Genomic DNA, 24,033 nt, shown 5'->3' on the forward strand with positions numbered 1-24,033 from the left:
CAGGTAAGCGCCATGAAAGTCAGCATCGAGCGCGGGCACTTTGAAGCCTTGTTGGCCGAGTTTCCCCGATTGCAACCCTGGGCAGCGCAGCTGCGCTTTGGCAATCGGGTGGAGATGGCGTTTGCCGATTTGCACGACGCCGAGCTGGCGCAGCTGGTGACCCGCTATCAGGCCGGCGGCGTCACCCTGCGCGCGCAGGCTGCGCAGTTGCTCACCCTGCAACAGGCGCTGGCGGCAGGCGGCGCGCGCTTTGGCGAAGACGAGCTGGATGCGCTGGCCCCGGCGCTGGCGCATTATCTGATTGACGGCGCGCTACGCGGCTGGCTGTTTTCGGCGCAAATCACCGGCAAGCCGCTGGCCTATGTGGTGAGCCGGCTGGATTACACCCCGCCATCGGAAGACGAAACCGGCAAAGTGTTTATCGAGCTCAAGGCCAATTCACGCGCGCGGCTGGCCACCGTCACCGTGCGCCTGTCGGCCGCCGACATTGCCGGGCGCACCCTGGCCGAGGCGCTGGCGCACAAAGGTTTTGTCAAAGAAACCCCGGCGCTGTTGGCCAGCTACGACGAAGCCGCCGAGCGCTATTTTGACTGGCGCGCGCGCTACGGCGCGCAGTTTTCTGCGCGTGGGGTGGGCTGGTTTGCCGACAACCCCACCGCCACCCACCGCGACACCGACTATGCGCGCAAGGATGTGGTGATTCTGTCGTCCACCGGCCAGCCGGCGCGGCTGGTCAACGACGAAGGCATTCTGGGCGAACGCCCGCTGGCGCTGGACGCCACTGGCGACATCCTCAGCAAATTTCTGCGCCGGCTCACCCGCAGCAATCTGTTGAGCAGCCGCCAGGAAGCCGACCTGGAAACCCTGCAAGGCCAGATGCCCAGGGGCGCGTTCACCGAGCTGCCGGTGCATTTTTACATCCTCACCTTCCACCTGGATCTGCACCACTATGTGTGGGTGCATGTGGACGACATGACGCCGTATGTCTATCAACCGGCGCTGAAAACCAAGCTGGTGCTGCCGCCACAGCAAACCGACCTGATCGACATCCTCACCGCCGAAATGGACGTGCTGATGGACGACATCGTCGCCGGCAAATCCGGCGGCACCACCGTGCTGTGCGCCGGCCCGGCCGGGGTGGGCAAAACCCTGACCGCCGAGGTGTACGCCGAAATCATCCAGCGCCCGCTCTACCGCGTGCACTCTGGCCAACTGGGGCTGAACGTCGGCGCCATGGAAACCGCGCTGAAAGAAGTGCTCACCCGCGCCCAGCGCTGGGGCGCGGTGATGCTGATCGACGAAGCCGATGTCTATATCAAACGCCGCGACGACAATATCACCATGAACGCCGTGGTCGGCGTGTTCCTGCGCGTGCTGGAATATTTCAACGGCCTGCTGTTTCTCACCACCAACCGGGTGGACGACATCGACGAGGCAATTGTCTCGCGCTGCATCGCCCTGATCCGCTTTCACCCACCCCAACACGACGACCGCCGGCGCATCTGGGCGGTGATGAGCGAGCAATTTGGCCTGGCGCTTGACCCCGCGCTGATGGACGAACTGGCCAGCCGCTTTCCCGCCGCCACCGGCCGCGACATCAAAGGCCTGGCCAAACTGGTGGCCAAATACTGCCACCACAAGGCGGTAGCGCCGACGCTGGAGGTGTTTATCCGCTGCTCGGCGTTTCGGGGGATGGATGTGGTGGGGGTGGGGTGAGAGTACCCGTGCAGGATGTCCTTCCTGCACGGGCAGCGCAACGCCTTACCCCGGCAAACCAAACACCGGGGCAATCTGCTTCAGCCAGGCGTCCAGCCGGGCTTCGGTGAGTTGCGATTGGTTGGATAAATCCAGCACCAGGCCGACAAACTGGCCGTCCACCACGGCGCGCGATTGCTCGAATTCATAGCCTTCGGTTGGCCATTGGCCGACCACGGCGGCGCCTTTGCTGATCACAAACTCATACAGGTCGCGCAGGCCGCTGGCAAAGCGCTCGGGGTAGCGGCTTTGGTCGCCCAGGCCGAACAGCGCCACGGTTTTGCCGCTGAGGTCCACGCCGGCCAGTTTGACCATGGCTTCTTCCCAGCTGGCTTCGCTGTCGGCGCTGGCGCCGGGCAGTTGGCCTTCGCCCACGGTGGAGGTGCCCAGCAGCAGCAGGGGGTAGCTGGCGAATACCTCGGCGTCGGTGCGGTTGATGTTCAACGGCGCGGCCATCACGGCGTCGTCAAAGCGTTTTTTGATCATTTTCGCCACTTTGCGGGTGGAGCCGGAAGTGGTGCCAAAAAATACGCCAATCTGGGACATGATGAGACTCTCCTTATAGTCAGTCATGGTGAGGTGATGAAAAAAATCCCCGGTGGGGCCGGGGATCTCAATTCAGGCAATACGCAGCATTGCCGGAGGGAAGAAAACATCAGGCATAAGTCGGTGCAAAACTGGCTTCCGGGTTGGCCGACGGGCCTTTGTCGCCCCAGTACGGCGACAGCTTGCGCAGTTGGGCGATGATGTCCGGCACAGCGGCAATCACCCGATCGACTTCGGCTTCGGTGTTGTAGCGCGACAGCGAGAAGCGGATGGTGCCGTGGGCGGCGGTATAGGGGATGCCCATGGCGCGCATCACATGCGAGGGCTCCAGCGAGCCCGAGGTGCAGGCCGAGCCCGAGCTGCACGCGATGCCCAGCTTGTTTAGCAGCAGCAGGATGGCCTCGCCTTCGATGTACTCAAACGCAATATTGCAGGTGTTGGGCAGGCGGTTGCTGGGGTCGCCGGTGACAAAGCAATGGCTGACCTGGCTGAGGATGCCTTTTTCCAGCTTGTCGCGCAGCGCCTTCACCGTGGTGTTTTCGGCGTCCATATGCTGCATGGCCAGCTCGCAGGCCATGCCCAGGGCGACAATGGAGGCGGAGTTCTCGGTGCCGGCGCGACGGCCGCGCTCTTGGTGGCCGCCGCGCAGCAGCGGGCGGAAGCGGCAGCCGCGACGCAGGTAGAGCACGCCAATGCCCTTGGGCGCGTGCAGTTTGTGGCCAGACAGCGACAGCATGTCGATCTTGGTGTTTTTCAGGTCGATGGGGATCTTGCCCACCGCCTGCACGGCGTCGGTGTGAAACATGATGCCCTTGGCGGCGGCCAGTTCGGCCATTTCCACCACCGGGAAAATCGTGCCGGTTTCGTTATTGGCCCACATCACCGAGACAATCGCCACGCGGTCATTCAGCAGCGATTTGTATTCGTCCATGTCCAGCCGGCCGCGCTTGTCCACTTTCAGCTTGTGGACGATATAGCCTTCTTTTTCCAGCCACTCGCACAGGGTGAGGATGGCCGGGTGCTCGACCACGGTGGTGATGATGGTGTTGCGGTCGGGCTGGGCTTTCAGCGCCGACAGGATGGCGGTGGAGTCGGATTCGGTGCCGCAGGAGGTGAAGATGATTTCCGAATCATGCTCGGCGCCCAGCAGGGCCTGCACCTGGCTGCGGGCGTTTTTCAGCGCCTTGCCCACCTGGCTGCCAAAGGCGTGCATCGACGAGGCGTTGCCAAAGTGTTCGGTGAAAAACGGCAGCATGGCTTCCACCACGGCAGGGTCAACCCGGGTGGTGGCGTTATTGTCCAGATAGATCGGTTCCATGGGCGACTCCAAACTAGCGGGGAGAGAGGCCGGGCGGCGCGCGCCGCCCGGCTGACAGACAATCCAGTAAAACCCGGTGAATCGGAAATCAGGCTTCGGCCGGCATGTGCGAGGACGGCAGCACCTGCACCAGCTCGCCCAGCGTTTCGATCATCTTTTGCTGGATGCCGCCCAAGGTGGCGGCTTCCATCATGCAGCCCGAGCAGGCGCCCTTGAGGTGCACATAGATTTTCTTGCCCTGCACATCGGCCAGCTCGACATCGCCGTGGTCGCGTTGCAGCATCGGGCGCACCGACTCCAGCACTTCTTCGATTTTTTTGATTTTTTCCACGATGGACAGCTTCTTGGCCGGCGGCTTGGGCGCTTCCGGCGTGGCCGGACAGGCCGGCGGCGGCGACACTTCGCCAGCGCCCGGGCTGTCGGCCTTGACCTTGGCCAGGATTTCTTCGATGCCCTCATGGCAAGCCGCGCAACCGCCGCCAGCCTTGGTGTAGAAAGTGACTTCTTCGACGGTGTGCAGATTGTTGGCGCGAATCACGTCTTCGATCATCACCGCGTCCACGGCAAAGCACTTGCACACCAGCGCACCTTCTTCGTGGTCGTCTTTCCATTCTTCACCACGGTAGTTGGCCACCGCCGCTTGCAGCGCTTCGCGGCCCATCACCGAACAGTGCATTTTTTCTGGCGGCAGGCCATCCAGAAAATCAGCGATGTCCTGGTTGGAGACCTTCAGCGCCTCGTCCAGGGTCATGCCCTTGATCATCTCGGTCAGCGCCGACGACGAAGCAATGGCCGAACCGCAGCCAAAGGTCTGGAAGTGCGCGTCTTCGATGACTTCGCTTTCCGGGTTCACCTTGAGCATCAGGCGCAGCGCGTCCCCGCACTGGATCGAACCCACATCGCCAATGCCATTGGCGTCTTCCAGCGGGCCAGCGTTGCGCGGGTTGAAAAAGTGCTCACGAACTTTGTCGGAATATTCCCACATGATGGGGGCCTCCTGGGCATGGCGACCGCCCCGGCGCATCCGGCGCGCGGGCGTGTCGCGTGTTCTGGAAAATGCTGCGTCTTGCTGCGCGACGCCAGTCGGTCGGGGGGATGGGGCGTCAGGCAGCGCAAAAACAAAAAAACAGCCTTACACGGAGAACGACTGGCCGCAGGAACACTGCGCGCTGGCACTCGGATTATCAAAACGGAAGCCGGTGTGGGTCAGCGTGTCGATGAAATCAATGTTCACGCTGTCAATCATCGGGTGGGTGATCGGATCGACCAGAATGGTCACGCCGTCGATATCGAACGACCAATCGTCGTCGGCTTTTTCGGTTTCCAGACGCATGCCGTATTGCAGGCCAGAGCAACCGCCGCCGGACACGGTCAGGCGCAGACCGGCGACAGGGGTTTCAGAACCCCGGATGAAGCGTTCGATGGCTTTTTTGGCGGCGGGGGTAAGTGTGATCATGGCGGAATCTCCTGGTTGTCCCTGATGGAGATGTCAGCAAACCCCGTGCCATTTGTTGCGCTGCGCAAATTTGATTAAAATCAAATATTTACGCAAACACACCCCGGAATTGTCACAAACAAAACATTGTCACTGTCGGCTCTACGACCGACAGCCACACACAAGACAACGGACCAAATGCGCCATATATTGCACACAGCCGCGTATGGCGCAATTCAACGCGCCGCCCGTGGCGCTTAGCCCGCCGTGTCCCCCGTGTGGCGCGCCGAGCATCGCAGAAAGTCAGGGAGCTGTCCGCCACGGCTAAGCGGCGGCGCAGCCGACGCGCCATTCCGTGGCGGCCCTGACTTTCGAGAAGCACAGGGAACCCGAAGGGCGCGGCGCCCGGGTCGCCTTTCTTTTCCCCCTTTTCTTTGGCGAGACAAAGAAAAGGGGTCGGGTGCGGGGCGAAGCCCCGCCCAAAATCCAGCCGCTGCGCGCCAGCGCAGCCACTCATCACAGACCACACCCCAGCGCAACCAAAGCTCACACACCCTCACCCCAACACATGCTCATACGCCAGGCGCAGAATCTCCAGCTCCACCTCGCGGCACTGCCGCGCCTCGGTCAGCTGGATAAACCGCCCGGCGCAGCGCTCGGCGGCGTCAAACGGCGGGTCAATCGCGGTAAACGCCCCCAGCAACACCGGCACATCGCCTTCTGGCGTATCCACCCAGCAATGAAACTCGGCGTCCAGTTCGATGCTGCCGGCGGGCAGGGCCAGCCAGGCTTCGGCTTCGCGCGTTACCGTGGCCGGATGAAAATACAATTTGGGCGCATAGCCAGGATCGCGCAGCATGGCCAGCGCAGGCAGCGGCGCAAAGGCCAGCATGCCGTCGGGCAGGCGCAGATAGCGCACGCGGCCGCTGGTGCGATGCTTGTGCAACAGCAACAGGCGCGGTTGCAAGGACATGGGTCAATCCTCGGCGGGCAGCTCAATCAACACGGCTTCGCCGCGCCACGCGGCGGGCGCGCCCCAAACCTGCACCGCGTCAATAAAGCAGCCGGGCCGCGTGGGGTGCGGCGCCAGCACTTGGTATTCGGCAAACACCCGGCCGTCGGGAAAAAATGTCGCTTGGCCATAGCGCGCGCCGCCCCGCCAGGTGGCCAGCACGCTGACCGCCTGGGTGTAAGGGTCGGCCGCTTCGCTCAGGCTGGCCTGGGCCCAGATGGGCTCGTCGCCCAGCGAGACGCCAAGGCGCGCGGCCTGCTCACGCAGCGCCGCGCACAGTGATTCGCCCACGGCGGGATCCAGCGTGGCCGGCATCAGGCGGCCAGCGGCTCGTAGCTGTAGCAGTCCTTGGGGCAGACGCGGCCACAGGAGCCACAGCCAATGCAGTCATTGGCGTTGGCGATCGACATCACCATCATGTTGTCGTCGTCTTCGTCGTCGTCCTCCAGCTCGCGCTCGACCAGGTCGAGCACGTCGCGCGGACAGACCTTATAGCAGCGGCCGCAGCCGATGCATTTTTCTTGGTTCAGGTCGGTGACAAACTGCGGAATCCATTCGGATCCGCCACGGGTCAGGCCGGTGACTTGCGGCATGGGAATCACCCTTTCTGTGCTGCTTTCAGCCGGGCGGTGGCGTCCGCCCAGGCCTTGCAGGCATCGTAAGTGGATTGAGAAATGGTCGGGATCTCGTGGTAGGCCGCCGGCAGGCGGTCCTCCACCAGATCGTGCAATTGCGACGCCCACTCGGAGGCGATGCGCTTGAGTTTTTTCACTTCTTTATCAAGCGCCTGGATTTCGTCTTCGCTCATCTTCGCCTCCGTGTGCTTACAGGCCGGCCACGTCAGAATATTTGCCGATGCGCTCCAGCGCCACGGCCAGCAGCTTGTCGGCTTCGTCCTTCATTTTGGACAGGCTGTCAAAGCCAAAGCGGTGTACGTCGCGCAGGGTTTTGTCCACCACCACCAGCTTGCCCACGGTGATCAGCGCGCGGCCAAAGCCTTCGTGGGTCAGGTGGATCAGCGGCACGGCCAGCAGGCGGCATTCTTTTTCGATCAGCACGGCGATGGCGTTGTACAGCGCCTTCACCCGCGCCAGGGTTTCTTCGTCCGGGTCGCCCACCAGCGGGATTTCCTGACGGCGGGCGCGGGTCAGCACGAAGGGATCGAGGATTTTTTCCGGGCTTTGGCCGTTGTAGACGCCGTAGGTGTCCAGCGCGCGCATCTGGCGCACCATTTCGCGGATGAAGTCAGTGCCCAGGATCGGGTCGGATTCTTGCACAACAGGGGCGGTGCTCATGGTGGGGTCTCCAGTGGGGTGTCAGTGTGAAAGCACGTTGGGCTGCGGCGTGGCTTCATGAGTCGGGGTGGCGGCGCTGACTTCGGGCAGGCGCGCCGGGGCCAGTCGGGCCAGCAACAGGGCAAACAGAAAACCAGTCAGTGCGCCCACCGCCACGGCGACATCGCCGCCGATGGCAAAGTGGCCCAGCGCCGCGCTCAGCAACATCATCACCGGCGGCAGCAAATAGCCCATGAAGGCGCTGCGGCGCAGGCTGTCTTCGCTAATGCGCACGCGCACCGATTCGCCCACTTGCAGGCCGCTGGGCGCGGGCAGGGTCAGCCGGGTGACGGCGCGGCCGCCAGCCACCTGGCCGATGCCGCATTCGCTTTCTTTGTGGCAGCTGCGGCAACCGCCAGTGGCCACGCTGATGGTGGTCTTGCCGTCCTGGACGGCTTCGACAATGCCCAGATGTTCGATCATCCTTCCCACCCTTCTTCCTGCATGGCGGCAAAGCGGTCGGCGCTGCGCGCCGGGCGGGCGTGTTCGGCCATGGCCTGGTCGATCCAGGCCACCCCGCCGTGCTTCATGCCCTGGGCGATGTCGTAGAGCAGGTCTTCGATTTTGTCGGATTCGGTGATGCGAATCGGGCGAATGCCGCGCGCCACCAGCTGTTTGATCGCCGAGGCGCCGATGGCCATCACGAACACCGCCGCGCAGCCCTCCAGAAAATCCACCTTGGCGCCCAGCTTGTTTTCGTTGCCGTCCATGGCCTCGGGGGCAAACTCGGCCACGCCCACCATGCTGGTGCGGGTGGGGCTGACCTCGTAGAGCACAAACCCTTCTGCCGCGCCAAAGTGCTGGTTGACGCGCGTGCGGTCGTTGGAAGCAAAAGCAATCTTGAGCATGTCGTGTGTCTCCCGGTCAGTGGACCATTCCAGCTTCAGCCAGCGCGAGGGGCGCGCCGTCGCGTTCTGCTGCCCAGTACCGGGATCGGTAGGGATCAATGTCATGGTGCTGGCTCAACATCAGGTTGGCGAGATCGAACAGGGCTTGGCGCGTGCCGTGATAGCCCACCCAGGCGCGGGCGAAACCGCCCACCCAGTCATACTGCGGAAAGCCGGCGCGCATCAGCGGCGCGCCCAAACGCTGGGCCGTGCCGGCGGCGTGCGAATTGGACACCACCAGTTGCACGCGCTGACCACGCGCCGCCAGCTCCAGGTCTTCCAGGTCGCCGACAATCACCTTGGCCACCGGCAGGCGCGCCAGGCCGTCGGTTTTTACCGGCGACACGGCGGCAATAATCTCGGCGCCCATGCTGGCCAGAAACTCGCAGTGCATGGCCAACAGATCAGGGTCGCCCGCCACCGCCACCCGCGCCATGCCCAGCATGAAATGGCTGTCCACCATGGCGTCCTGCAATTGGGCGCGCTGGCGCTCCAGACGCGGCGGCACGGGCTTGCCGGACAGCTGGCTGAGGGTGAGGGTGAATGCATCGCAGGCCGCCAACCCCATCAAGCCGGCAAAGCGGTAGGTCGGCACGCCCGTGCGCGCTTCCAGCTTGCTGGCGGCGCGATACAGCGATTCGCCAATCACCAGGGTGGCCACCGATTCGCCCAGGCTGGCGATTTCCGCGCGCGGCGTGCCGCCCAGGGTCAGCGGCGAATATTCGGCCTCGACCAGATGGCCATCCAGCGAATCGCCAATATCAGGCACCAGCACCGGCCGCAGGCCAAAGGCTTCGATCCAGTCGCGCAGGGTTTCCAGATCGCCCGGCGTCAGGTGGCCGCCCGCCAGCACGGTGACCTGCTTGGGGCGGCGGCCGGCGTGGCGGGTGTCTGGCACCAGAGTGTCCAGCAGCGCTTCCACCGCCAGCGCGTAGCCGGTTTCCAGGCAGCCCAGCGTATCCGGGGTGTTCACCGCCACCACGCTGGTGTCGGCGTACTGCGGATAGGCGGCGCGAAACTCGCGCACACAGCGGTGAATATCGGTGCCCTGGGTTTCCGACAGCCCGGTGGTGACCAGGCCGATGATCTCGGGCTTTTGCTTGTCGCACAGCGTGCGCAAGGCCTCGACCACGTTCTCGTCCGCGCCCATGATGGTGGACACCTGGTCCATGGCCGTGGTCTGCAAAGGAATCGGCTCGCGAAAATGGCGCACGAAAAACACCTTGCCAAACGCGGTGCAACCCTGCGAGCCATGCATCAGCGGCAGGCTTTTGTTCAAGCCGAGAAACACCAGCGATGCGCCCAAAGGCTGGCTGACCTTCAGCGGATTCACCGCCAGGGCTTTTTTCGACAGTACGATTTCAGCCATGCTGACCTCCCTCGGTGATGTTGCCAGGAGTGCAGCAAAGAACGCGCCAATAGAATATGTATTGAATAACAATGGCTTGGCTAATTCATCTGTCGCAAACCAGACAAAATGTGCATGGGAGCACACGCAGCCAAACAAGGCTCAGGAGAATGGGAAAAATGCAAACGGGGCCGGGCGATCAAGCCCGGCCCCTCAGTGCGGCACACACAGCGTCCGTGCAGACTGCGCAGCGCTTACGCGCTCAGCAGCTCGCCCAGCGCCCGGCGGCTATCCGCCCAGGGCGCCGGTTGGCGCACGGCCGGCCACACTGGGCTGCTGATGGACAGATGCAGCTGGCGCGCCAGTTCGACCATGCCGGTGTAGCCGGCGTAGCCAAATTCGCGTTCCTGGTTGATGTCGAGGAAGGGAATGCGCGCCTTCAGCGCGGTGTACAGATTGCGCCCGCCGGCAATCAGGATGTCGGCCTTCAGGTCGTGGTAGGCGGACAGCAGGCCCTTGGGGCTGCCGTCGTCGATCATGCGCACATCGTCGCCCATCAGCTCGCGGATGCGGGCCTTGTCTTCTTCGGTGGATTTTTTGGTGCCGGTGGCCACCACGGTCATGCCCAGGTCTTGCAGCGCCGAGACAATCGACCAGGATTTCACCCCGCCGGTGTACAAGAGCGCGCGCTTGCCGGCCAGTTTTTCTCGCCACGGCGCCAGCGCCGCATTGGCCAGCGCTTCTTCGCGGGCAATGACCATTTCGGTGCGGTGCGACAGGTCATCATCGCCAATCAGGCGGGCAAAGTCGCGCAGCGCCGCCGAGGTGTCGGCCACGCCGTAAAAACTGCCTTCAAAAAACGGCGTGCCAAAATTGTCTTGCAGCTTGCGCGCCACGTTCAGCAAGGCCTTGGCGCACACCACCATATTGGCCTGGGCGCGGTGCATGGTCTGCACTTCGGCAAACCGGCCATCGCCCGACAAGGTCGCCAGAATGCGCAAGCCCAGCTCGTCAAACAGCGGGGCGACATGCCAGAACTCGCCGGCAATATTGTATTCGCCAATCAGGCTGACATCATAGGTGGGCAGGCCGTCCGGGCGCGGCGCGGCCGGCTGCGGCTCGCGCGTGCCGATCACATACTTGAACATTGCTTCACCGGCCAGGCGGTTGCCCAGGTTTTTGGTGCCGTAAAAGCCGGCGGCGTCCACCGGAATCACCGGCACGCCCCAAAAATCGGTCGCTGCCTTGCACACGGCTTCCATATCGTCGCCAATCAGCGCGGTGACGCAGGTGGCGTAGACAAACACCGCCGCCGGGCGGTAACTCTCCACCGCCTGGCGAATGGCGTGCAGCAAGCGCTTTTCGCCACGCCCCATCACCACATCGGTTTCTGAGAGATCCGTGGTCATGCCGATGCGGTACAGCGTGGGGCCGGACGAGCGGGTGCCGCGGTTGTCCCACGACGCCCCGGCACAGGCAATCGGCCCGTGGACGATGTGGGCGACGTCGGCGATGGGCAGCAAGGCAATCTGCGCGCCATCAAACGAACAACCGCCCGCCGTTGCGCCGGGCTTGGGTCGGGCGCAACCGGATTTTTCCTTGTGGTTGTGGCTACAGGCTGGCTCGTTGAGCAAAGCCTGAATATCGCTTGCTTTCATTGCGCATCTCCCCTTGAGTTCACCCTAGGGCATCGCAATTCGCATGCCACATTTAACCATTTGATATTTATCAAATATTTGTCTTGTCAGCTTTGTGGCGAAGCTGACAAAGCGTGGCAGCCCAGCCAAAAAACCGCGCGCAGGCCAGTGGTTCATGCAAGCCACAGCGGCCAAGGCGTTGTTATCGCTGGCCGCTGTGATGAGAGGAATCGGGGGCAACTGAGCGCCGCGCCCCGGCAAACACAGATTTAGCGTCACGCACCAAACCCGGCGCAGCGATCCGGGCCAGGCGCACGACCACAGACAGTACGGCAAGGTCGGGCAAGCACGCCAGGAGGGTTTGGTGAGTGACGCTTACAGGGCATACGGCCGATGCAGCCAATCGCGCACCACCGCCAGATCCCGCTCGGGCAGATACTCAAACCCGGCTTGCGCGTCTTCGATGATGGTTTGCGCCACCCAGTGCGGCACGGCGTGGGTCACCAGCATATGGAAATACCAGGCCATCGGATAACCGCAGGCGCGGTCGTAGGCGGTCAGCGCGGCGCGCAAGGCGCCGTTGGTCTGGCCTTGTTCACCGTGAAAGGCTGGCGGATGGCCTTCCAGCGTGCTCATCGGCTTGGCGCGGAACACCGACTGCAAGAAGCGGTCTTGGTGTTCGCTCATCGCCAGCACCCAGTGATTGCAAAAATCACTGGCCTGGCCGGCGCTGCACGCCGCCCAATCTTCCAGCATGCGGTGGATGGGGCCGGGTTCGGGGTGTTTGGCGCGCATGCGCGCCACAAAGGCGCCGGCATGGCTGACGCGGCGGAACACATAATACGGCAGGCCCAGCGGACGGCCGCTGTGGGCGGGCAGTTGCGGGTCGAGCAGTTCGTCCAGGGTGGCCGGTTCGCCATCGGCAAACAGGGTGTGGCTGGCGATTTCCTGTAATTCTTCGATTTCCAGTTGCAGAAAATCCGCCGGGCCATCGCCAGCCTGCGCCACCAGATAATGGGTGCGCCCCACCAGCCGGGTGGCCAGCAACCCTTGTTCGGCGTAGTCCTCGGCCAGCCAGCCCAGATCACCTTGGCGAGTCGCCAGCTCGGTTTCCGCCCAGCTTTCCAGATTGTCGGTCAGGCGTTTGCCCTTGGCGTCGATCAGCCCGCCCAGCCGGTGCCAGCCGCCACGGCAGGCGGCGTGGCGGAAAGGCCAGTCTGGCGCGGTGTTGGCCAGTTCGCGCACCAGCGCCGACGGCCCGGTGGACACCGGGGCCATGGTGCAGGCGTGAATCAGGGCCGGGGCCAGGGATTTACAGTATTCGGACCAGGCAGCGGTATCTTTCATGCGGCGTTCCTTGTCGCAGTCTCAACACTCTGGCGCCCGCCTCATCTGGCGGCCGCCAAACCAAAAAACAGTCGGAATCAGCGTCGCGACAGCGCATGCGCCGGCGGCTTGTCCTGCGGTTTTGCCCAGCCCACCGCACAGGATGGGCTGGGCAAAACCGGCTCGCCGACAGGCAAGCCGGAAAACAACAATTTTTTTAGCGCGGCCTAAGAGTCGCTCACAAAACCCAGCGCAGCGCGCCTGGCCAGGCGCGCGCAGACAGTGCAAGCAGTACGGCAAGGCCGCGCAACAACGCCAGGAGGGTTTTGTGACCGACGCTAGTCGTCGTCGGCCACGCGGCTGGCCACCAGCACGCCGGTGGCGGCGTCGGCGCTGTGGGTCAGCGACAAACAATGGCCGCTGGCGCCAGACACCAGATAAATCAGATGGTCGGTGGTTTCCCGCACTGGGGTGGCGCGCACCGGCACGTCGTCTTCGCTGCATTCGGTAAAGTGCAGGCCAGGAAAACAGCCGCGCAGATGGGCCACGGCCGCGTTTACGGCCACTTCGGCGGTCAGGGCGTCCAGGGTGTCGGTGGCGATCATGGTTCGATTTCCTCCATGTCGGCTTCAAACTTGGCCAGCGAATGCGCCGGCACACCCATGATTTGCGCCAGCCACGGCGGCGGCGCCAACAGGCGGCCTTGCAGCTCGGCCAGCATATCGCGCGCTTCGCCGCCAATCGGGCGTTTGACCGGGTGCACGCCAGCGCGCACCACTTTGGCGGCGGCGGGGCCGCCGATGGATTGCACGCCCAGAATCTGGCAGTCGTTGATCAGCTCGGCGCGCGCGGCGTTTTTGTCTTCGGCGTCGGCGGTGGACAGGGTGCTGCGCACGCCCACCAGGCGGATTTCGCTCGGGCTGACTTGATAAATCAGGAAGCGCTCGCACGAGCCAAAATGGCCGTCGAGCAGTTCATTGTGATTGGAGGCAATCGCCACGCGCAGCGAGCCGGGCATGTCGCCGTCGGCATAGGCTTGCACAGGCGGAAAATCGCTGCCGGCCACGCCTTCGCCCCACAACAGGCGGATGGCGGCTTTCAGGGTGTCGGCGTCCACGCCAACATGGCAGCTTTGGTCGGCGTAATCTCCGGCCAGGAGCGCGCGCAGGTCTTCCACGGTCAACTGCGCCAGGCGGTCTTCGGTGATCGGCAGCCCGCATTTGTCGGCCAGGGCTTCGACCAGGGCGCGAACATTGAGGTTGTTCAAGGTGCGCGCGGCAAGGGCGATGCGCAGCGCGGCTTCACGAGAGGCGATCGGCGTATTGGACATGGCGGGCTCCTGGAGCGAAGAGACAGACGGTGAGAATCAAGCCGGGCCGATACAGCCGGACGGGCAGACGTCCACGCACAGCGGGGTGTCGTTGTGGCCGTCGCACTCGGTACAGGTGGCGGCGTCGATCTTGTAGAACACCTTGCCGCTGCTGATCGATTTGGTCGGGCAAACCGGCTTGCAGTCGCCACAGGCAGTGCACATATCGGAATCGATGGTCATGGCCATGATGAAATCCTCCTGAAAAACACAGTGTGTGAAAAATTCAGTCTTCGGCAGCGCCCAGGCGTTTGGCGCGCAGCGAGATCGGCAGGCGCGGCGGCTTGGCGATCGGGTCGATGTAGTAGCTGCCGCCGTTATCCAGCTTGAGTTCGCCGCCCCATTTTTCCGGGGTGTCGAATTCGATGGATTCGATGGACGCTTCCAGGTCGCGCTTGGGCAGATAAAACGACAGCCCGCCATTTTCGGCTTGGCGGATCATGATGTTGGCCATGGGGTCGGCTCCTTGAATGGCGGGTGAGGCGGGCGCGCCGCCCGCCGGATAACCGGCGGGCGGCAGGACTGCGCTTCGGGGGCTGGATCAGCGAACCAGGTCGAAGTTGTAGTCAGTGGTGCCCATGCCGAGGGTTTCGCGGTCCAGCTGCTCCAGCACGGCATTCACCAGGGTGGTGACCACGTACATGGCGCCTTCGTAGCCCATGGTGGTCATCCGGTGCAGGTGATGACGGTCGAAGATCGGGAAGCCCAGGCGGATCAGCGGCACTTCGAACTCGTCGCCCTTGTGCTTGGTGTCGCGCTGGATGTACTTGCCGTAGCTGTTGCCAATCAGGAAGTCCGGCTTGTCGGTGAAGCACAGGCTGCGCAGGTGCCACAGGTCATTGCCGACATACACCTTGCCGTTGACGCCGAACGGGCTGGAGTCCAGCAGCTTTTGCACGCCCTTGGCCCAACGCTTGTTGCCGTTGTGCGCCAGGATGTGGGTCGGCTCGGCGCCGCATTCCAGCAGGATCTTGACCATGCCCAGCACGAAGTCCGGGTCACCGTACACGGCGAACTTCTTGCCATGCAGCCAGGCGTGGCTGTCGGAGATCAAGTCCATGCAGCGACCGCGTTCTTTGGCCAGCGAATCCGGAATCGGCTTGCCGGTGACTTCCGACACCTTCATCAGCAACTCGTCGGTCCAGTCCACGCCCATCGGGATGTTCAGCTTGGGCACGTCGTGGTTCCAGGTGGTTTCGACGAATTTCTTCGTCTTTTCCAGGTGCCACGGTTGCAGCAGCAGGGTGGTGGCGGCGTTCGGCGCGGCTTCCACTTCGGCGATGGTGGTGCCGCCAGCGTACATGCGGTATTCGCCATCGGCCGGGGTGTCCAGCACTTCGGTCGGGTCGGACAGCATGGTGTAATCCACGTCCATCTCACCCAACATGCGCTTGATCACGCGGTAGTTGCCCAGGTAGGTTTCAAAGCCCGGCACCACGTTGACCTTGCCGCTGGAGCCGACAACCTTGCCTTCCATCTTGTTCAGCGTGAAGCAGCGCAGGATGCCTTCCATCATGTTGTCCCAGCCGGTGACATGCGAACCGACGAACGACGGGGTGTGGGCAAACGGCACCGGATACTCTTGCTCGATGTGGCCGGCCTTCTTGGCGTTGTTGATGAAGGCGTTCAAGTCATCGCCAATCACCTCGGCCATGCAGGTGGTGGACACAGCGATCATGGTCGGCTTGTACAGCGCCTTGGCGTTTTCCAGGCCGTCGAACATGTTCTTCTGGCCGCCGAACACGGCTGCGTCTTCGGTCATCGAGTCGGACACGCAAGCGATCGGCTCTTTGAAGTGACGGTTGAAGTACGAGCGGAAGTACGCCACGCAGCCTTGCGAACCGTGCACATACGGCAGGGTCTTTTCAAAGCCCAGCGAGCACAGCACGGCGCCCAGCGGTTGGCAGGCCTTGGCCGGATCGACGGTCAGCGCTTCGCGCTGGAAGTTCAGATCCTGGTATTCCTTGGTGGTGGTCCACAGGAAGGTTTCGTACACCTTGTCTGCGCCGTGGCCTTCTTCGAACAGGTCGCGCTTGGCCTTCAGCGAGGCTTTGTAATCGTCATCGCCGAACAGCGGATAGCACGGTTTGATTTTGTCAACAGTTTGCATCATGGTCTCCCTGACCTTCGCCACTCATCCGTGGCGAAGGCAAAGTTGGGCGGGGGCGAAAATCAGGCGGCTTTTTTCTCTTCGGCGCTGGCCGGAGCAGTTTTCCACGGCGGGGTCAGCTTGCTCCACACCGGGCTGGACAGAGCGATGTCCATGTCGCGGGCGAAGATGGCGAAGCCGTCGTAGCCGTGGTACGGGCCGGAGTAATCCCAGGAGTGCATCTGGCGCAGCGGGATGCCCATCTTCTGGAAGATGTACTTTTCCTTGATGCCGGAGCCGACCAGGTCGGGCTTGATTTTCTTGACGAATTCTTCCAGCTCGAAGCCGGTCACATCGTCATACAGCAGGGTGGCGTCGCCCATTTCCTTGATCGTGCGGTCGTAGTCATCGTTGTGGGCGAATTCGTAGCCCGTGCCGATCACTTCCATGCCCAGATCTTCGTAGGCGCCGATCACGTGACGCGGACGCAGACCACCGACGTACAGCATCACTTTCTTGCCTTGCAGGCGCGGTTTGTACTTGGCGACGATTTCGTCCATCATCGGCTGATAACGGGCGATCACGGCCTCGGACTTTTCCTTGACGGAATCATCAAAGAAGGCGGCAATCTTGCGGATCGATTCGATGATCTTGGTCGGGCCGAAGAAGTTGTATTCCATGTAAGGAATGCCGTACTTCTCTTCCATGTGGCGGCTGATGTAGTTCATCGAACGGTAGCAGTGCAGCAGGTTCAGCTTGACCTTGGGGGTGTTCATCATTTCCGCCAGGGTGCCGTCGCCCGACCACTGCGCCACCACGCGCAGACCCATTTCTTCCAGGATCACGCGGGTTGCCCAGGCGTCGCCGCCGATGTTGTAGTCGCCGATGATGGCCACGTCGTACGGGGTGGACTCATAAGCCTGACCGTCGCGCTTGTCCAGCACCCAGTCACGGATGGCGTCGTTGGCGATGTGGTGACCCAGCGACTGGGACACGCCACGGAAGCCTTCGCAACGCACCGGGATAATCGGCTTGTTGATGACTACGGCGCTCTTCTTGGAGACGGCTTCGATGTCATCGCCAATCAGACCGATCGGGCATTCGGATTGCACCGAGATGCCGTTGTGCAGCGGGAACAGTTGTTCCACTTCTTCAATCAGCTTGGTCAGCTTTTTGTCGCCGCCAAACACGATGTCTTTTTCCTGGAAATCAGAAGTGAAGTTCATCGTGCCGAAGGAGTTCACCCCGGTGGTGCCGACGTAATAGTTGCGGCGACCAGCGCGGGAGTACTGACCACACCCCACCGGGCCGTGGGAGATGTGGATCATGTCCTTGATCGGACCCCAAACCACGCCCTTGGAGCCGGCGTAGGCGCAACCACGGATGGTCATCACGCCCGGCAGGGACTTACGGTTGGAGGTAATGCACTTTTTGGACTGTTCCAGCGAGGTGTCGTTGGCAGCCAGGTGCTTTTTGCGATCTTTCTTGGCTTTTTCCGGGTAAACCTCCAGCACCTCAGAGATGAGGGCTTCGGTTTGTTCACGCGTCATGCTCATAGTGGCCTCCGTCGCGTTGCCACCAATCTGTGGCGAAACGCTTGTGTTGAAGGGGCAGGCGCCAGGGCGGGGGGCCGCCTGCCGGGTCGCAGAGTCAGGTGCAGGCCGGTCGGGCAATCCGCCAACCTGCGGTACAGCGCATTAGCCAGCGGCCAGTTCGGCGGCGGTCTTGCCGACGATGGACTCGTCTTCGGCTTCCATGATGCCGAATTCCATCAGCAGCTCTTCCAGCTCTTCCATCTCGATCGGGGTCGGGATCACGAAGTTGGTGTTGTTCACCACTTTGTTGGCCAGCGCGCGGTATTCGTCAGCTTGCTTGTGCTTCGGATCGTATTCGATCACGGTCATGCGGCGGATTTCGGCGTGTTGCACAGCGTTGTCGCGCGGCACGAAGTGGATCATGGTGGTGCCCAGGCGTGCGGCCAGGGCCATGATCAGTTCGTCTTCGCGGTCGGTGTTGCGGCTGTTGCAGATCAGGCCAGCCAGACGCACACCACCCGAGTTGGCGTACTTGACGATGCCCTTGGAGATGTTGTTGGCGGCGTACATGGCCATCATTTCGCCGGAGCAGACGATGTAGATTTCCTGGGCCTTGTTTTCGCGAATCGGCATGGCGAAGCCACCGCAGACCACGTCACCCAGCACGTCGTAGAACACGAAGTCGAGGTCTTCGTCGTAGGCGCCTTCTTCTTCCAGGAAGTTGATGGCGGTGATCACGCCGCGGCCGGCGCAACCCACACCCGGCTCCGGACCGCCGGATTCGACGCACTTCACGCCGCCGTAGCCGACGGACAGCACGTCTTCGAGTTCGAGATCTTCCACCGAGCCGGCTTCAGCGGCCAGGTGCATCACCGTGGTCTGCGCCTTGGAGTGCAGAATCAGACGGGTGGAGTCAGCTTTCGGGTCGCAGCCGACGATCATCACTTTTTTGCCGGATTCGGCCAGCGCAGCCACCAAGTTTTGGGTGGTGGTGGACTTGCCGATGCCGCCTTTGCCGTAGATGGCGCATTGACGCAGTTTTGCCATGATGTAATTCTCCTAGGTTCAGTGACACAGTTAGCGAGAAGGGTGAAGATGCTTTCGCGTTTTGCGCTTCTCTTTGTGCACGGAGCGTGCCAAGCCCTGGCACGAACAACAAATCACTGATTCATAAGAGAATAATTTTTTAGCCCTGAAGATTTCACGTGTCGGCTTGTGACAATTCCCCTACGCTTTGTAGGGCTAACAACAAAACCCCGGCGCTGCCGCGCGAGGCGTATCTGCCCATTAACCGCTGCAATCTGCCGGCGGTGATTCTGGGCAGCCCCACCTACCGCGACGCGCCAATGCCGCTCAAGCTCGACGGCGTGGCCGAGCTGCACGCCGACCTGTTTCGCCGGCTGGACGCCGCCCAGGCGCCGGCCCAGCGGGCGGAAATCTTTCAGGACTATATGACCGTGCACTTTCGGCTGGAGCAGCCGGAAGACGCCGGCTACAACGCCACACGCGGCGGCCGGCGCGGCGCGCACTACATCAGTGTGCTGCGCGGCTGGAGCATCAACGCCGACAGCCGCGAAGGCGCCGTGCTGAAAGGCTGGGTGGAATCACGCTTTGGCCTGACCCCGCGTTTTCATGGCGAGCCGCTGCGCGACCCCTCGGCGCCGGCCTACCGCCACTATCTAGAGATGCGCGCCGCCGGCTTATATGGCACCCACGCGCTGGAAGCCCAGCTGGACCTGGTGTACAGCTATTGTCAGTACGAACTGGCGCGCGCCTGGCCGGCCGATGCGCCGCTGACGCTGTATCGCGGCGTCAACCGCATGGACGACTTTGAACAACTCGGCGGCGACGCCCGCCGCCCGCGCCTGCTGCTGAATAATCTGAATTCGTTTACTGGCCAGCGCGAACGCGCCGATGAATTTGGCGATGTCATCCTCACCGTGGAGGTGCCCACCCCATTGATCGTCTGTTATTGCGGCCTGCTGCCCGGCGCCTTGCGCGGCGAAGACGAATATCTGGTGCTGGGCGGCGTTTATGATGTGACGCGCTCCACCCTGTAGCACTTACGACAAAAGCACACAAACCACACGCTAACTGCTTGTTTTGTAATGCAGCGCATGCAGGTGTGGAATTTGCTGTGAGGCGGGTGTCCCCCATTCAGCCCGGATACCCGCCATGACCCCTGCCCTGCGCGCCACCCTGATCGCCGGCATCCAAGACGGCAGCATCGTCCCCTACCTCGGTTGCGGGGTGCTGGCCGACGTGCGCCACACCGACACCGGCGCCGCCATCCCCGCCGACAGCGATTCGCTGATTCTGGCCATGAACAACGGCCGGCCGATGTCGCCCAAGCTGATGTATGAATTTCCGCGCGCGGCGATGAATGTCGAGCTCAAGCGCGGCCGTGGCGCCGTCACCCGCTTTCTGGACCAAGTGTATGGCGACAGCCGCTGGACCCGCGCCGCCGTACACGACTGGCTGCGCGCCATCCGCCCGCCGTATGTGATTGACGTCAACCGCGACACCCAGCTGCAAGACAGCTACGCCGACATCCCGCACACCCTGATTGTGGGCGTGGCCCGCGTCACCGGCGACGGCACCCGCTACCGGCTGTTTGCCTGGGACGGCGAAAAATACACCCCCACCAGCGACCTGGCCCCCGGCCAACCCATCCTGTTCAAGCCGATGGGCACGCCGCGTCCCGGCGGCGCCGGCTATATCGCCTCGGACGCCGACTATGTGGACTACATCACCGAGCTGATGGGCGGCTTTGCCATCCCGCCCACCCTGAAAACCCTGCGCCAGGGCAAGCGTTACCTGCTGATGGGCCTGCGCCTGAACCGCGACACCGAGCGCATGGTGATGGCCGACATCATCTACGCCGCCCACACCCCGCCGGGCTGGGTGCTGATTGCCGAACCCACCGCCAAGGAAGAACGCTTCTGTGCCCGACTGGGCCTGGAAATCATCCGCGCCGACATCGGCGAATTGATCGGCGAAACCGCCATGGCCGCCTGACACCACACCCTGATGCGACGCCCACGCCGACAGCCGGCCCAGGCAGACCGCACCCGCGCCGCGTCAGGATTGCTTTTGACTCACCCTCCACCCACTTGCAAGGAATGCGACCATGCTGATGACCCGCTACGAACCGTTGATTTTCAACGCCAACTTCACCGAAACCTCCAGCGACGGCAAATACGTTGCCTATCGCGGCGAGCTGACCATCTGCGAAGGCGAAGTGGCCGACGCCCAGGGCCGCCGCAAGCCGCCGACTGAAGTGCTCAAGCAAGTGGCCGTGCTGGGCGAAGGCGACAGCCTGAAATTCCTGACCGGCTCGCTGGATACCGTGGCGCAACTGCCCGACCTGATCGCCCGCTTTGGCGCCGACATCACCGCCGACACCCAAGTGGTGCTGTTCGTGATCGACGCCACCAAAGAAATGACCGTAGAAGTCAACGGCGCCAAGATGTATCTGATCCCGCTGTCCGAAGGCATGGCCTGGAACGAGCTGATCGACGTGCTGGCGCTGGAAAAAAGCGACTTCAAGGGCCAATCCGGCGCCGACAAAGTGGTCACCCTGTACAAGGCCGTGTGTGACTACAAGCCCAAATTCGCCGTGGTGAGCGTGGACGAAGCCGCCGCCGCCAGCAATGGCGCCAAGCGCGAAATGTGGGGCGCGGTGTAATGGCCGCCGGCGAAGCCGCCTTCACCCGGCTGGGGGTGGACAGCATGGACGCCACCCATGGCGAATTCATCGCCCTGGTGGACGAACTGAACCACACCGCCGACGCGCAAGCGTTTGCCGACGGCTTCGCCCGCCTGGGCGCACACACCCAGCGGCATTTTGAGCACGAAAGCCGGCTGATGCGCGCCTGTCGCTTTCCCGCCATTGGCGAACACGAAAGCGCCCACGCCCGCGTGCTGGGCGAACTGGCCTTTATGCAACGCCAAGTCAGCGCCGGCCGCCTGGCCCCGGCGCGCGACTATGTGCGCGGCCTGCCCGACTGGTTTCACAGCCACCTGCTGACCATGGACGCCGCCCTGGCCGGCTGCTTAAAGCAACAAGACATGGCGGCCCCGCAACACACGCCCGCAGCGTAAAGGCCACGCGCCGGGCGCAGAAGTCATGCCGTTCGGTTATAAAGTCGCGCAGGATACGCTGAAAAACAGTCTTTTCTGCGAAGCTTTGGAATATAGGGTATTGATTTTCAAGATTTGTATCTGAACAAGCTCCCCCCTCCTGCGCAGATGGGCTCGGCGCCGGTCAGTGATCTGTGCTCAGAGAAATCGGTAGCGAATGGTCAGTCAGTGCCGGGTGTCGCCAAACACCTCGTCCAGTGACGCAGCGTCCAGCACCCGGTCACCCCAGATTTCCAGCTGGGCGGGCGTGGCGGCGGCAAGTTTGGCCTGCTGGGCGGCGGACAGTTCGCCAAAACGACGGGTGAGCTGGCGTTGCAACAACAAGGCTTCGCCCAACTGCATGCCTTGTTGCACACCCTGCTGCATGCCTTGTTGAATCCCCTGCTGCATCCCCTTGGCAATCGCCTGGGCTTCCCAGCGGTCGATATTGGTTTCCAGCATATTGATTCCTCTCGTCAGCTCGTCTGCGTCAGGGGTGTTCAATCCCGGCATTCTGGTTTCCAGCCGGTATTTTACCCAGTGCGCCAATACCCGGTCGAGGCGTTGCTTGAACGGGGATTTCGCAATGGCGTCGGCCAGGCTGCGAATCGCACGTTTAGCCGCCGCAGTGTCCGGGGTGTGTTCAAAACAAAAAATCGCCGCCATCACCCGCTGCATGTCTTCCAGCTCGGCAGCGGGGAAGGCGCCTTCGTCCAGCAGCCAGAATTTCAATTGTGGCTGAAACGGTTTGAGTACGGGTGGATGCGGGCGGATCAATGAATACAGCTCGCTGCTTTGCCGCCAGCGGGCGTCACCGTTATACAGCACGATGGGCAACACTGGCGGCAGACCGTCGGCGATGTCCACCGCCTTGCTGCGCAACAGATGATCGTACAGCGCAGCGACATATTGCAGCATGCGCATCGGCATGGTGTCATCTGGGGTAGATTGAAACTCCAGCAGCAGATAGAGATAAATCCGCCGCCCCTGCAACTCCACTGACCAAACAAGATCATCGGCGCGCGGCTTCATCGCCGGGGTGACGTAATTGCCGCTTTCCAGCCGCAGCGTGGTGTAATCAAGTAACTCGGACACGCCTGGCGGGGCGAAGGTTTCCAGCAGCTCTTGCACCAGTTCGGCGTGAGAAAACAGGTATTTATAACCGCTGTCGTGGAGATGTGCCATGCTGGGCAGTGTAGCCTGATGGGTGGGGTAGGCTCAAGCGGCCTCAGTGGTTTGCCGCATCAGCACCGCCAAGCGCGCCGCACACAGGGCCGGCCAATCGTTTATGCAATGGCCCTGGCTTGAATGCCAGCCTGGCGCTGGGTAGAGTGGGCTTTTCCTGACCTGCGCCGGCCCCATGCCATGATTCCCGCTGATATCCGCCAAGACATCCTGCACCGCTTGCAGCGCGCCGAACAAGAGCACCAGGTGCGCATTCTGTTTGCCATTGAATCCGGCAGCCGCGCCTGGGGCTTTGCCTCGCCCAATAGCGATTACGATGTGCGCTTTGTCTACGCCCACCCGCGCGACTGGTATCTGGCGGTAGACCTGGAAGAACGCCGCGATGTGATTGAATACCCGATTGTGGACGACATCGACCTGAACGGCTGGGATGTGCGCAAGGCGCTGCGCCTGCTGTGGAAATCCAACCCCGCGCTGATTGAATGGCTGCAATCCCCCATCACCTACTGCGAACACGGCGATTTTCGCCAGCAGGCGCTGGCGCTGCTGCCTGCGATTTACACCTCGGAACGAGGGCTGTATCACTACCGCAGCATGGCCAGCAAAAACTATCGCGGCTACCTCAAGCAAGACGAAGTGCCGCTGAAAAAATACTTTTACGTGCTGCGCCCCTTGCTGGCAGCGCGCTGGATTGCCGACGGACGCGGTGCGCCGCCGATAGAATTTGAGCGCCTGTTAGCCATGCTGAACGCCGACGAAGCCCAGGTGCGCGCCGACATCCACACCCTGCTGGCGCAAAAGCGCCAAGCCCCCGAGCTGGGCCGCGCCGCCGCCGTGCCCAGCCTGAACGCCTTTATCGAAACCGAACTGGCCCGCACCCTGCCCGAACTGCCCTGGCCCCCTGGCGGGGCAACCCGGCTCGACCCGCTGAACCAACTGTTTCACGCCACCCTGGCGGAAGGCGGCTGAGCGTCGCTCAGCAACCCCTCCTGGCGTTGTTGCGCGGCCTTGCCGTACTGCTTGCACTGTCTGCGCTCGCCTAGAGCCTGTTCTGAACTATCCCATAGCGGTAAAATCCAAGCCCCATGGAAAACCGCAAACCTTACCCATCCGATGTCAGCGACGAAGAATGGGC

The 24,033-nt window shown here is 62.6% G+C and carries 29 protein-coding genes; 6 read left to right on the forward strand and 23 right to left on the reverse strand.

The features are described 5' to 3' along the window. Nucleotides 1-12: 12 nt before the first annotated feature. The gene (locus DFR34_RS04115) at nt 13-1,716 is read left to right on the forward strand and encodes an AAA family ATPase (protein WP_110389884.1); all 1,704 of its coding nucleotides are present in this window, start codon (nt 13-15) and stop codon (nt 1,714-1,716) included. 45 nt (nt 1,717-1,761) lie between these two features. Here the strand turns inward: DFR34_RS04115 and DFR34_RS04120 are convergent, their stop codons facing one another. The 21 genes from DFR34_RS04120 to nifH form a co-directional block, all read right to left on the reverse strand. Then, a complete protein-coding gene (locus DFR34_RS04120) occupies nt 1,762-2,301 on the reverse strand; it encodes a flavodoxin (RefSeq protein WP_110389931.1) in 540 nt (179 codons plus the stop codon). A 109-nt stretch (nt 2,302-2,410) separates the two neighbouring features. Then, nucleotides 2,411-3,619 (reverse strand): cysteine desulfurase NifS, encoded by a 1,209-nt coding sequence (gene nifS, locus DFR34_RS04125; protein WP_110389885.1) that lies wholly within the window; start codon nt 3,617-3,619, stop codon nt 2,411-2,413. 88 nt (nt 3,620-3,707) lie between these two features. Further along, a complete protein-coding gene (gene nifU, locus DFR34_RS04130; RefSeq protein WP_110389932.1) occupies nt 3,708-4,604 on the reverse strand; it encodes a Fe-S cluster assembly protein NifU in 897 nt (298 codons plus the stop codon). 147 nt (nt 4,605-4,751) lie between these two features. Beyond that, nucleotides 4,752-5,075 carry a HesB/IscA family protein gene (locus DFR34_RS04135; protein WP_110389886.1) on the reverse strand — a complete coding sequence of 108 codons (324 nt, stop codon included), beginning with the start codon at nt 5,073-5,075 and terminating at the stop codon, nt 4,752-4,754. A 535-nt stretch (nt 5,076-5,610) separates the two neighbouring features. Beyond that, on the reverse strand, nt 5,611-6,027 hold the full coding sequence (locus tag DFR34_RS04140) for a hypothetical protein (RefSeq protein ID WP_110389887.1): 417 nt from the start codon (nt 6,025-6,027) through the stop codon (nt 5,611-5,613). A gap of 3 nt (nt 6,028-6,030) precedes the next feature. Further along, nucleotides 6,031-6,381 (reverse strand): hypothetical protein, encoded by a 351-nt coding sequence (locus DFR34_RS04145; RefSeq protein ID WP_110389888.1) that lies wholly within the window; start codon nt 6,379-6,381, stop codon nt 6,031-6,033. Then, nucleotides 6,381-6,659: a ferredoxin III, nif-specific gene (gene fdxB, locus DFR34_RS04150; protein WP_110389889.1), complete on the reverse strand. Its 279-nt coding sequence runs from the start codon at nt 6,657-6,659 to the stop codon at nt 6,381-6,383. Before fdxB ends, DFR34_RS04145 begins: the two co-directional genes overlap by 1 nt. Nucleotides 6,660-6,664: 5 nt before the next feature. Beyond that, a complete protein-coding gene (locus DFR34_RS04155) occupies nt 6,665-6,874 on the reverse strand; it encodes a CCE_0567 family metalloprotein (RefSeq protein ID WP_110389890.1) in 210 nt (69 codons plus the stop codon). A 16-nt stretch (nt 6,875-6,890) separates the two neighbouring features. Continuing rightward, nucleotides 6,891-7,361 carry a NifX-associated nitrogen fixation protein gene (locus DFR34_RS04160; RefSeq protein ID WP_110389891.1) on the reverse strand — a complete coding sequence of 157 codons (471 nt, stop codon included), beginning with the start codon at nt 7,359-7,361 and terminating at the stop codon, nt 6,891-6,893. A 21-nt stretch (nt 7,362-7,382) separates the two neighbouring features. After that, on the reverse strand, nt 7,383-7,823 hold the full coding sequence (locus tag DFR34_RS04165; protein WP_110389892.1) for a SoxR reducing system RseC family protein: 441 nt from the start codon (nt 7,821-7,823) through the stop codon (nt 7,383-7,385). Then, nucleotides 7,820-8,248 (reverse strand): NifB/NifX family molybdenum-iron cluster-binding protein, encoded by a 429-nt coding sequence (locus tag DFR34_RS04170; protein ID WP_211309285.1) that lies wholly within the window; start codon nt 8,246-8,248, stop codon nt 7,820-7,822. Before DFR34_RS04170 ends, DFR34_RS04165 begins: the two co-directional genes overlap by 4 nt. A 16-nt stretch (nt 8,249-8,264) precedes the next feature. Further along, nucleotides 8,265-9,656 carry a nitrogenase iron-molybdenum cofactor biosynthesis protein NifN gene (gene nifN, locus DFR34_RS04175; protein ID WP_110389894.1) on the reverse strand — a complete coding sequence of 464 codons (1,392 nt, stop codon included), beginning with the start codon at nt 9,654-9,656 and terminating at the stop codon, nt 8,265-8,267. A gap of 233 nt (nt 9,657-9,889) precedes the next feature. Continuing rightward, nucleotides 9,890-11,293: a nitrogenase iron-molybdenum cofactor biosynthesis protein NifE gene (gene nifE, locus DFR34_RS04180; protein WP_110389895.1), complete on the reverse strand. Its 1,404-nt coding sequence runs from the start codon at nt 11,291-11,293 to the stop codon at nt 9,890-9,892. A gap of 354 nt (nt 11,294-11,647) precedes the next feature. Then, nucleotides 11,648-12,619 carry a hypothetical protein gene (locus tag DFR34_RS04185; RefSeq protein WP_110389896.1) on the reverse strand — a complete coding sequence of 324 codons (972 nt, stop codon included), beginning with the start codon at nt 12,617-12,619 and terminating at the stop codon, nt 11,648-11,650. A 317-nt stretch (nt 12,620-12,936) separates the two neighbouring features. Then, entirely contained in the window at nt 12,937-13,203 is a 267-nt protein-coding gene (locus tag DFR34_RS04190; RefSeq protein WP_110389897.1) for a DUF6129 family protein, read from the reverse strand. After that, nucleotides 13,200-13,928 carry a dinitrogenase iron-molybdenum cofactor biosynthesis protein gene (locus tag DFR34_RS04195; RefSeq protein WP_110389898.1) on the reverse strand — a complete coding sequence of 243 codons (729 nt, stop codon included), beginning with the start codon at nt 13,926-13,928 and terminating at the stop codon, nt 13,200-13,202. Before DFR34_RS04195 ends, DFR34_RS04190 begins: the two co-directional genes overlap by 4 nt. Nucleotides 13,929-13,964: 36 nt before the next feature. Then, the gene (locus DFR34_RS04200; protein ID WP_110389899.1) at nt 13,965-14,156 is read right to left on the reverse strand and encodes a 4Fe-4S binding protein; all 192 of its coding nucleotides are present in this window, start codon (nt 14,154-14,156) and stop codon (nt 13,965-13,967) included. 37 nt (nt 14,157-14,193) lie between these two features. After that, complete coding sequence (nifT, locus tag DFR34_RS04205) at nt 14,194-14,421, reverse strand: putative nitrogen fixation protein NifT (RefSeq protein WP_110389900.1); 228 nt, start codon at nt 14,419-14,421, stop codon at nt 14,194-14,196. An 87-nt stretch (nt 14,422-14,508) separates the two neighbouring features. Continuing rightward, nucleotides 14,509-16,080, reverse strand: coding sequence for a nitrogenase molybdenum-iron protein subunit beta (gene nifK, locus DFR34_RS04210; protein WP_110389901.1), 1,572 nt, complete (start codon nt 16,078-16,080; stop codon nt 14,509-14,511). Between the two features lie 59 nt (nt 16,081-16,139). Beyond that, nucleotides 16,140-17,612 (reverse strand): nitrogenase molybdenum-iron protein alpha chain, encoded by a 1,473-nt coding sequence (gene nifD / locus DFR34_RS04215; protein ID WP_110389902.1) that lies wholly within the window; start codon nt 17,610-17,612, stop codon nt 16,140-16,142. Nucleotides 17,613-17,753: 141 nt separating this feature from the next. Then, nucleotides 17,754-18,638, reverse strand: coding sequence for a nitrogenase iron protein (nifH, locus tag DFR34_RS04220; protein ID WP_110389903.1), 885 nt, complete (start codon nt 18,636-18,638; stop codon nt 17,754-17,756). A gap of 158 nt (nt 18,639-18,796) precedes the next feature. On the opposite strand from nifH, the gene DFR34_RS04225 reads away from it, so the two are divergent. From DFR34_RS04225 to DFR34_RS04240, 4 genes are all read left to right on the forward strand, one after another. After that, the gene (locus DFR34_RS04225) at nt 18,797-19,651 is read left to right on the forward strand and encodes an NAD(+)--dinitrogen-reductase ADP-D-ribosyltransferase (protein ID WP_110389904.1); all 855 of its coding nucleotides are present in this window, start codon (nt 18,797-18,799) and stop codon (nt 19,649-19,651) included. A 115-nt stretch (nt 19,652-19,766) separates the two neighbouring features. Next, the gene (locus tag DFR34_RS04230; RefSeq protein WP_110389905.1) at nt 19,767-20,609 is read left to right on the forward strand and encodes an SIR2 family protein; all 843 of its coding nucleotides are present in this window, start codon (nt 19,767-19,769) and stop codon (nt 20,607-20,609) included. A gap of 112 nt (nt 20,610-20,721) precedes the next feature. Continuing rightward, a complete protein-coding gene (locus tag DFR34_RS04235; RefSeq protein WP_110389906.1) occupies nt 20,722-21,279 on the forward strand; it encodes a hypothetical protein in 558 nt (185 codons plus the stop codon). Next, a complete protein-coding gene (locus tag DFR34_RS04240; RefSeq protein WP_110389907.1) occupies nt 21,279-21,695 on the forward strand; it encodes a bacteriohemerythrin in 417 nt (138 codons plus the stop codon). Before DFR34_RS04235 ends, DFR34_RS04240 begins: the two co-directional genes overlap by 1 nt. A 204-nt stretch (nt 21,696-21,899) precedes the next feature. On the opposite strand, the gene DFR34_RS04245 is transcribed toward DFR34_RS04240, so the two are convergent. Then, nucleotides 21,900-22,898 carry an Rpn family recombination-promoting nuclease/putative transposase gene (locus DFR34_RS04245; RefSeq protein ID WP_110389908.1) on the reverse strand — a complete coding sequence of 333 codons (999 nt, stop codon included), beginning with the start codon at nt 22,896-22,898 and terminating at the stop codon, nt 21,900-21,902. 180 nt (nt 22,899-23,078) lie between these two features. Between DFR34_RS04245 and DFR34_RS04250 the strand changes: the two genes are divergently transcribed. After that, nucleotides 23,079-23,867 carry a nucleotidyltransferase domain-containing protein gene (locus DFR34_RS04250; protein WP_110389909.1) on the forward strand — a complete coding sequence of 263 codons (789 nt, stop codon included), beginning with the start codon at nt 23,079-23,081 and terminating at the stop codon, nt 23,865-23,867. On the opposite strand, the gene DFR34_RS17320 is transcribed toward DFR34_RS04250, so the two are convergent. After that, nucleotides 23,840-24,033, reverse strand: a 194-nt coding sequence (locus DFR34_RS17320; protein ID WP_211309286.1) for a hypothetical protein, incomplete at its 5' end; no start/stop codon positions are given. The genes DFR34_RS04250 and DFR34_RS17320 overlap by 28 nt on opposite strands.

The sequence above is a fragment of the Rivihabitans pingtungensis genome (assembly GCF_003201855.1).
Classification (GTDB): domain Bacteria; phylum Pseudomonadota; class Gammaproteobacteria; order Burkholderiales; family Aquaspirillaceae; genus Rivihabitans; species Rivihabitans pingtungensis.